General features: G+C 57.0%; 7 protein-coding genes and 1 pseudogene. 3 read left to right on the top strand and 5 right to left on the bottom strand.

From position 1 onward, the window contains the following. Together JWR14_RS26750 and JWR14_RS26745 are read right to left on the bottom strand one after the other, a co-directional pair. Positions 1-598 (bottom strand): aldo/keto reductase (locus JWR14_RS26750; RefSeq protein ID WP_299714630.1); only part of this gene is annotated, 598 nt, incomplete at its 3' end. 686 nt (positions 599-1,284) lie between these two features. Then, positions 1,285-1,551, bottom strand: a complete 267-nt coding sequence (locus tag JWR14_RS26745; protein ID WP_299714627.1) for a hypothetical protein — start codon at positions 1,549-1,551, stop codon at positions 1,285-1,287. Between the two features lie 472 nt (positions 1,552-2,023). Here JWR14_RS26745 and JWR14_RS26740 point away from each other — a divergent pair, with 472 nt between their 5' ends. After that, entirely contained in the window at positions 2,024-3,847 is a 1,824-nt protein-coding gene (locus JWR14_RS26740; RefSeq protein WP_299714624.1) for a hybrid sensor histidine kinase/response regulator, read from the top strand. Between the two features lie 100 nt (positions 3,848-3,947). Beyond that, positions 3,948-5,780: a hybrid sensor histidine kinase/response regulator gene (locus JWR14_RS26735; protein ID WP_299714621.1), complete on the top strand. Its 1,833-nt coding sequence runs from the start codon at positions 3,948-3,950 to the stop codon at positions 5,778-5,780. Here JWR14_RS26735 and JWR14_RS26730 read toward each other — a convergent pair. The 3 genes from JWR14_RS26730 to JWR14_RS26720 form a co-directional block, all read right to left on the bottom strand. After that, positions 5,755-6,096, bottom strand: coding sequence for a helix-turn-helix transcriptional regulator (locus tag JWR14_RS26730; RefSeq protein ID WP_299714618.1), 342 nt, complete (start codon positions 6,094-6,096; stop codon positions 5,755-5,757). The genes JWR14_RS26735 and JWR14_RS26730 overlap by 26 nt on opposite strands. Next, positions 6,060-6,494 carry a response regulator transcription factor gene (locus JWR14_RS26725; RefSeq protein WP_299714615.1) on the bottom strand — a complete coding sequence of 145 codons (435 nt, stop codon included), beginning with the start codon at positions 6,492-6,494 and terminating at the stop codon, positions 6,060-6,062. The genes JWR14_RS26730 and JWR14_RS26725 overlap by 37 nt, the downstream gene beginning before the upstream one ends. 423 nt (positions 6,495-6,917) lie before the next feature. Next, positions 6,918-7,466 (bottom strand): alpha-ketoglutarate-dependent dioxygenase AlkB, encoded by a 549-nt coding sequence (locus JWR14_RS26720; protein ID WP_299714612.1) that lies wholly within the window; start codon positions 7,464-7,466, stop codon positions 6,918-6,920. Positions 7,467-8,029: 563 nt separating this feature from the next. Between JWR14_RS26720 and JWR14_RS26715 the strand changes: the two are divergent. Then, positions 8,030-8,648: pseudogene (locus tag JWR14_RS26715) on the top strand (IS5 family transposase); the annotation flags it as partial.

Genomic DNA, 8,648 nt, shown 5'->3' with positions numbered 1-8,648 from the left:
GACAGACATCCGGGTCCGACTCTCTTATAACGCGCAGGATAGGTTCGGGTGAGTTCACGCCGACTCCCCACGCCCTGATTATGCCCTCGTCACGCATACGACATAGTGCCGGGAATGCGCCTTCGAGTGCGGTCGAGAATTCTTCTGTCCAAGGCCTGGGCAAGAAACCGTTGTCCGGCGACACATCATGGACAAACAGGACGTCGATACGGTCGATGCCGAGACGCTGGAGGCTGTCTTCGACGGACCGTCGCACTCCGTCGGCAGTGTAGTCGAAGACTACGCTGTTTGGCGACTTACCCAACGGAAATAGCTTGTTGCTGTCGTTGGCCGGAGAGGCCTTCAGCAGTTTTCCGACTTTCGTTGAAATCACATAACTGTCGCGGGGCTGGTTGTGCAGGAAACGGCCGAAGCGCCGCTCGGCCTCTCCCAGACCGTACCAGGGAGAGACGTCGTAATAGCGGATGCCTGCCTCCCACGAGGCTTCCAATGTCCTCTGCGCACCGGCGTCCGTGACAACCTCGAATTCATTGCCCAAAGGCACGCCGCCAATGCCAAAACGAAACTCCGGCCCGAAAATCTGCTGTGCTCTATTCATCGTGCGCTCCTTGATTCAAGAATTGTGTAGTGCGGCCTACGCAATCGCTATTCCCGATTCGATGGGATCGTCGTTGACAGCCAAACATGCTCCCTTGCCTCACGTGCGCGGCTTCATTCACAGCCCATATCGGCTCGCAGCCTCTCAATCGCCCGTCGCAACGCCGGAGACATGCACGAGCAGCGTCATCTCACATCGCGATCCTGCAACCGTGAAGTGGATAAGCGAACGAAGACTCGGGTTCTGACGGGCAATCGGGTTGACCGTGAAGGTAAATAAACGATGCGACGTCCATAGCGACCCGAACCGATCACTTTCGGCCGTTACCTATTGGCGTCGAATGTCAACAATCTAGCCATATTCGCCGGACGGCCGAACGTGGCCGAACCCGGTCTGATGAGGAAACGGAGGAATGGATCTTCGCCAGCAGCCCACATCCGCAGACATTAACCTCGTTTATGCATATGAGGAAGTAGAAACATAGGTCGCGGTTGGGATGATGGTTACCCATCGCCCCCACCGCGACCGAAACATGAGGATATTCTCCGCCTGAGAAATCGCTGCTCGTGCGCATAGAGTAACGTACCTGATCGGGCGTAAGGACACCCATGCACGGACATAACGATCACGCTCATCTGAGCGAGTCCCACAAGCGATCCCGCATTGTCATAGCCCACGGCGTCCGGTTAATTTCCCCGATAGAGTTCTCGCATTTGAACCGCCTGATCGCTGTTCTGAAAATCCGCTTGCTCGCGCATCACCTGAGCCCGTGTCTTCCCCAAGACAACCGCAGTTGAGGTGTCGACATTCTGCACCGCAACCCCCGAAAGCTCCTGTGCAGCACCACTTGCCACTGAGTCCTGCCGGCTCGTCGCCGACTGGGCGAAGCATCCGTTTGCCGCCATTGCTGCAACCACGGAACCACAGATGGTGATCAATCGATAAACTTTCATCAGAGTTCTCCTTCGACGTTTAATAGATCGGCTAACGCATTTCTCGCTACCCAGCGACAGTATTAGCAAGAGCCTGAAAAGGTCGATGCGTTCCGACTATCAATCGGCCCGAGGCACTCGACGAATGCACTTTCCGCGTTGCTGTCAAAGCTATTCTTGGTCAGACCAGATGGGGGCGCAACGCCACATGCGTAGGCGAGAGACCGGCAACGCCGGCGAAAGACGTAGCCGTTCTCCGCGCTCGAGGCGGGCGGTTTAACGCGAAATTTTCAGCAGCGGCTGAGAACGTGCCGATCACGTGCCGGTACCGCCCGAACACGGCAACCACATATTCGTACAGCCGATACATTTGTAGCTGCTGGATTGAACGATCACCTGCTATTCTGTTTTTACGCGCACTTTTCGCCCATGGTGGCTTTCCTGATCAAGCAGCCATATGAGATCGTCAGATTTCGTGGTACGAAAATTTAGATTGGCGACTCTGGAGCGTGCGTTCCGTGTCGACTATGCTCGTCGTTACGCGGGTCATCGCAGAGTGGCCGGCACCATCCTCATACTGATGGTGATCGCATTTGGTTACCATGACTGGTTGCTATTCAGCACGCTTGAACCCGATATCGCCGTCAGCATTGTCCATGTGCGACTTGCCGGGACCTCAGCGATGGCAATTCCGCTCTGGCTCTTGTGGGGAAAGCGCGGCTTTGACGAACGCTGGGCCGTCGGTTCGCTTTTTGTACTGACGCTCAGTTGCTGGCTCACCCTGGAAACGCTGAGGCAGATTTACCCGCTGGTACGAGTTTTTCGGGAGATCGCTCCCGCTTTTGTCCTCGTCGTCTTCGTCGTATTTATATCCTTCCGGCTTCGTGCGATCACGGCCGCCTGGCAAGTTGGCGTCTGCGTCGTAATCTACCTGACGGCCCTTCGCTTCTGGCCACGCGGTAATGTTTCCGTGCGGGGCCTGGACTGGATTTCCCGTGGGGCCATGGTGTCTTACATGTATATGGCCGGTATCCTCGTCAGCATTCAGTTTGAACGCACGGCCCGGCGCGAATTCATGTTTCGGCGCATGCTGCGCGCAGCCAAGGCACGCATTGAAGCAGCCTCTCTCGAGGTCAATCGACAAAATGAACGGATGAGAGAACTCGTTAGAGAGAAGGAGCGGTTCTTTTCGTCGGCGTATCACGACATCCAGCAACCCCTCTCTGCAATCAATCTCTTCGTCCATAGCGCACGAATTAAACTTGAAGATAAACACGCGGTTAGTCACGACCTTGACGTCGTCGAGCAAACGGCATGCGATCTGCTCGATATGTTTAAAGATATACAGGACTATAGTGAACTGGGCTCATACACCCCGAAGCTGACGTCGGTCGATACGTGGACTGTGCTGACGGATGTCGTCGAGCAGCACCGTGAGCCGGCGAGATTGAAGGGTATCGAATTGCGAATCGGCAGGCGTCCGCGCCGGCCACCGCCTATTGAAACCGACCGTTCGTTGTTCAAGCGGGCATTGTCGAATTTCATCTCCAATGCCATCAAGAATACGTCGTCCGGAGGCGTCGTCATCGGCTGGGTGCAGATTGGCGAGCGGCTTCGTATCGATGTCCGGGATACGGGCGCCGGCATTTCGCCCGAACATCGCGATGCCATATTCGGTGAGTACTTTCAGATCAACAACCCTGGCCGCGATCGATCGAAAGGCCTGGGGCTCGGACTATCCATTGTCAATCGGATTGTCAAGATCCTGCCGATGCACAGCATGCGTCTCTGGTCGGTGGAAGGGCGCGGGTCGCGCTTTTCCCTTTATGCACCCGTCGCGAAAATCGCGCCAGTCATTGAAACGGACGAAAGAAAGAGCGACGCATACACCGCGATACTGAAGGGAAAATACGTGCTGCTTTGCGATGACGACCCGATCGTCCTCGAGGGCCTGCGGCAGTTGTTCCTCGGCGCTGGCGCACGAGTGGAAACTGCTGAATCGATGACGGGGATCGACGCATTTCTGACCGATGGCAGCCGTCCGCCCGACATCACCGTCACCGATATCCGTCTGCGCGACGGACAGACCGGCATCGACGTCGCTGAGCGCATCAGGCGGAAATTCGCGTGGGCAGGTGTGCTTCCCGTCGCGTTCATCACGGGCGAACTGGTGTCGCCGCGCGCACTTCGCGATTTCGCCGAACCATTCGTTTTACTGCGTAAATCTTCGACACCCGAAAGCATTCTCGCAGAGGTCAGCCGGTTCGTTGCCGACGCACAGTCGATTCGTTTGGTCATGGATGGGTCGATCCGGTAGGCGCATCGATCGACCGGGGACGATGACGCAGCACGTCGCAAAGCCGTCCGGTCAGGTAGCGAAAATCCGCCCACAGCGGCGTTCACGATCGAGCAGTCTTATGAAATCGTCAGATTTCCTAGCACGCAGATTTAAATCGCCGACGCTGGAACGTGCATTCCGCAGGGATTATGCGCGTCGCTATGCCGGTCATCGAAGATTGGCCTGCGCAAGTCTCGTGCTGCTGGTATTCGCCTATGGCTGCCGCGATTGGTGGCTGTTGAGCCCGCTCGACCCCGGTATTACCGTAAGCATCATACGTGTGCGACTCGCGGGGGTTGCCGGTATGGCGCTGCCACTCTGGTTTCTGTGGGGACCGCGCGCCCATGACGAACGCTGGGCGGTCGGACTACTGTGTGCATCGACGCTGGCTTGCTGGTCGACCTTGATTACGCTTATGGAGATCTACCCGGCGGACCTCGCCTTCCAGGAAGTGTTCAACGTCTTTCTACTGGTTCTTTTCATGATATTCACGTCGTTCCGGCTTCGTGCAATCACCGCAACCTGGTTAGTAGGACTTTGCGCTTTCAGCTTCCGTCTTTCTATCGACGTATGGCCGCGGGGGAACGTTTCGACGCAGGGGTTCCAGTGGCTATCTCGTGGAGGCATGGTGTGTTACTTATATGCCATCGGCGTCGTGGTCAGCATTCAGTTTGAACGCGCTGCCCGCCGTGCGTTCATGTTCCGGCGGACTTTGCGCGCTGCAAAGGCACGCATTGAAGCGGGATCTATTGCAGTCAACCGGCAAAATGAAAGGATGAGAGAGATCATTCGGGAGAAGGAGCGTTTCTTTTCATCGGCTTACCATGACATCCAGCAACCCCTCGCTGCAATCAACCTCTTTATCCATAGCGCGCGGACAAAACTCGACGATGAACACGCCGCCAGTCACGATCTCGACGTCGTCGAGGAAACAGCGCGCGATCTCCTCGACATGTTCAAGGACATCCAGGACTATAGTGAACTAGGCTCGGCCATGCTGAACCTGGCGCCGGTCGAGACACAGAACGTGCTTACAGAGGTGTTCGAGCAATACTGTGAACCCGCACGGCTGAAGGGCATCGATCTGAAGATCAGCGGACGTGGGCGCCGGCCGCCGCCTATTGAAAGCGACCGTTTTCTGTTCAAGCGGGCACTGTCGAATTTCGTCTCCAATGCGATCAAGAATACGGCCTCGGGGGGAGTCGTCATCGGCTGGGTGGAGATTGGAGAGCGACTTCGCATCGACGTGTGGGACACGGGTGTCGGCATTTCATCCCGGCATCGTGAAGCGATATTCGCCGAGTACTATCAAATCAACAATCCCGGTCGCGATCGGGCGAAGGGGTTGGGACTCGGGCTATCGATTGTTCAAAGGATCGTTGGGATCTTGCCGATGCACAGCATGCGTTTCGGATCGGTCGAAGGTCGCGGGTCGCGCTTCTCCCTATACGCGCCTATCGCGAAAATGGCACCGGTCATCGAGACAGGCGATCAGATGGACGATGCGTGCATAGCGATCCTGAAATACAAATACGTCGTGCTGTGCGACGACGAACCAACTGTCCTGGAGGGCCTGCGGCGCTTGTTCTCGGGTGCCGGTGCATTGGTGGACAGCGCCGGGTCGATGACAGGCATCGAGGCAATTCTGACCGGCGATGGTCGCGTCCCGGATGCGATCGTCATGGATATCCGCCTGCGCGACGGGTCGACCGGTATCGACGTCGCTGAACGGATCAGACGGCATTTTTCGTGGGCGGGTGTGATCCCCGTGGCTTTCATCACGGGCGAACTGGTGTCTCCGCTCGCACTTCGCGATTTCGCTGAACCCTTCGTGTTACTACGGAAATCCGCCACGCCCGAGAGTACGCTTGCGGAGCTCAGTCGTTTCATTGCTGCTCAGCAGCCGGCATGACTCGGTCATGCGCGGGATCCGTGACGGGCAGCACGCCGAGTTTGATCCCTTTATCAGCCAGCATTACGATGAGTTCCGTACGGCGTCGCAGGTTGAAATGGGCGAGCAGATGACTGACGTATTTCTTTACCGTAATGTCCTCGAGTCCCATTCGAAGGGCGATAGCCTTGGAGGGAAGTCCGCGCGCTAGCCATGTCAACGTTTCGAATTTTCTTGGCGTGAGCTTCAGACCGGCGGCATCACTGACTTCTGAAGTCGCGCTGGACTGCGCTTGGGTTGTTAACCTTGAGGGGCTTCGTCCATGCCCATGTCGCACCTGAGGCCGGCGATGCTGGCGGCGGCCAAGAACACGCCTCCGGCAAGTACCGCGCTAATTGCTGCGTTCGGGGCTTCCGGATGCGATGACTTCGGCCCATATCCCATGGCGCGAAGCTCGACGCACCGACTGATGGTTTCCATACTCTCGTCGGCGGAGATCACGATCACGGGTAACGACGGTCTCGAAGCCTTCAATTCGGCGAGCGCGTTGCACCCGTGTCCGTCAGGGAGGTCGAGATCAAGGAACACGATGTTTAGCAGCTCGTGAAGCGCGTGGTGTATCCCTTGCGACAAAGTGCTTGCGTGCACTAACTGGATGTCTGAAAAGTGCTTTTTCAACAATAGCGACAAGCCGGCTCTGAACAGCTCGTGATCATCAACGATCAATACGCGCATGGTATCGTCTCCTATGACCGCGCGTCTGACGCGCGCCGCAAGCGCATAGTAAAGACGGTTTCACCGGGAGTCATCACCCGCACTGTTCGGGTTCCATAGTACACGCTGGACCAGACTTTGTTGGCTAGATCGACGACGTTGATTGACGCACTCGAGGTTTTCTCGCTGCGGGTGAGCGTCCCGTTCAGGGGCTAATCTGAAGGACGCGAAAGGCAATACTCTCCGTTAGCAATCGTTCATTGGCGCGACCGTTTCTGAACGACGACCCACAACGGACGACCGTCCTTCGTGGCTCGGGTGGTCGGTTCTAGGTGGCAAGCGGTCATTCACAACCGCACTTGCGATGTCATCGCAGCCCCCGTTTGCCCTCATCCGCGCCGCTATCAAACGCGGCCGGAGGCTGACGTCGAAAGTGCAAATGACTCAAGCGGTGCCTGCCGGTCCCCACACGATGACATCGCCGTGCCAAAGGTTGATCCTGCGAGCATCCACCGAAGACTCATGCTCCTTGAAGAGAAATGCGCTAGCCATTCCCAATACAAATGCAACGATAGGCGCGCCACCTTCTGGCCAGCTCATCTCCTGATGCAAAGAGACGCGCGCGCCTGGCGAAGAGTGACTGTCCAGACTGACGTCAGGGGCGAAGTTATTGAAGCCCACAGCAGCGGCGGCGTCCCGCCCTAAACTCCTCAATACTTCTGGCATTGCCGCACGCGGCACGTCGATTAGAGAATGATCTTTACTTCGCTCGATTGTCGTCCAGCCCAGATGAAAACATGTTGTGGAGTCGCCGGACATGCTCAGTCCACTCGGCGTTACAGAGGGGCGATTAAGTGGCGATTTTTTTAGCTCGGCTAGGCCGCGCTGCAGTTCTTCCCCGTAGCGCAATGCAAACCCACGCAATATAAAAGCGCCATGCTCGAGAGCGAGATAGTCAGGGTAGTTGATCATCAAGTGAGCCTTGTCAGTCATAGGAATTTGCATGTCAGAAAAGTAAAAGGGCTCCAGGAAGCCGTTCGGGTAGTTGGCAGCAGCCCCGCACTACTTCACTGGCTCTTTGGACACGACGTCCACCACCTGGTTAAGGGGCTCTGTTTCGTCTGGTTCGATCACGGCAGCGAGACCGGTCTCTAATCCGGCATGCCGTTCAAATAGAGCTAGAAGTTCAGGGCGCAGTCCGTCACCGCGTTGGGCAGCGAGAGCGTGAAGCGAGAGAAATGGCAGCATGGTTAAACCCCATTCAATGAAAGACAGGCGAACGCGATGCCGATGAGAGGATTGACGTATTGGGCGCGCGCGTGATGGGCGAGGTTCGATCGCGCCCTCCGTCGTGCGCCGACCTCGGCTACTGCGGGATTGAATGATCAATCTATGGCAGCCGCTCGATACAAACACTCCGTTTCTTGCTATTTAGTCCGCCCTGAACAATCGTCAAAGCCTTTACTGGCGGGAGTTTAAGGGCGAAACCGATTGCTGGAATTGCAGGATATGAGCACATTAACGTTTAAAACCCTGCAAATTCTGACGAGGTCCGAATGGGTCCGAAAGCACGTGTGACAGAGCGAGATTTTTTCCGCCAACCGCTGCTTGAGCAGATCAATTTGAAGCATCCTCTGGTGCGCTTGGCTGGCTTGATCGATTGGGAGCACCTGGGCGCCGCGATGAGCGAGAGCTTCGTGTCCCGTGCCGGACGACCCGCGACATCACCACGCCTACGCAGGCCTGCTTTATCTGCAACACGCATTTGACCTGTCTGATGAGGAGGTCGTGTGGCAATGGGTCGAGAACCCCTATTGGCAGGTCTTCACTGGCGAGACGCTCCTGCAAACCGAGCCGCCGATCGATCCATCGAGCCTGACACGCTGGCGCAAACGCCTCGGTGAAGCGGGCGTCGAAGAGCTGTTGGCGGCGACGATTGAGGCCGCCAAACGTGCAGGCGTGATCAAGGCGTCGAGCGTGAAGCGCGTGATCGTCGACACGACGGTCATGCCCAAGGCAATTGCCCATCCAACCGATTCACGCTTGCTGGAGCGGTGCCGTGAACATCTGGTCAAAGCCGCCGCGCGCCATGGGCTCAAGCTCAGACAGAACTACAACCGCGAGGCACCGCGCCTGGCCGGGCAGATTGGCCGCTACGCGCACGCCAAGCAGTAC

It is taken from the genome of Caballeronia sp. (assembly GCF_028292365.1).
GTDB lineage: Bacteria > Pseudomonadota > Gammaproteobacteria > Burkholderiales > Burkholderiaceae > Caballeronia.
Note: the sequence above shows the minus strand (reverse complement) of the source record. Positions and strands in the feature narration are given on the sequence as shown.

Excerpts from the sequence above, each read along its gene's own strand:
- JWR14_RS26745 (WP_299714627.1), bottom strand. The coding sequence starts at position 1,551 with ATGAAAGTTTATCGATTGATCACCATCTGTGGTTCCGTGGTTGCAGCA.
- JWR14_RS26735 (WP_299714621.1), top strand. The coding sequence starts at position 3,948 with ATGAAATCGTCAGATTTCCTAGCACGCAGATTTAAATCGCCGACGCTG.
- JWR14_RS26725 (WP_299714615.1), bottom strand. The coding sequence starts at position 6,494 with ATGCGCGTATTGATCGTTGATGATCACGAGCTGTTCAGAGCCGGCTTG.
- JWR14_RS26720 (WP_299714612.1), bottom strand. The coding sequence starts at position 7,466 with ATGACTGACAAGGCTCACTTGATGATCAACTACCCTGACTATCTCGCT.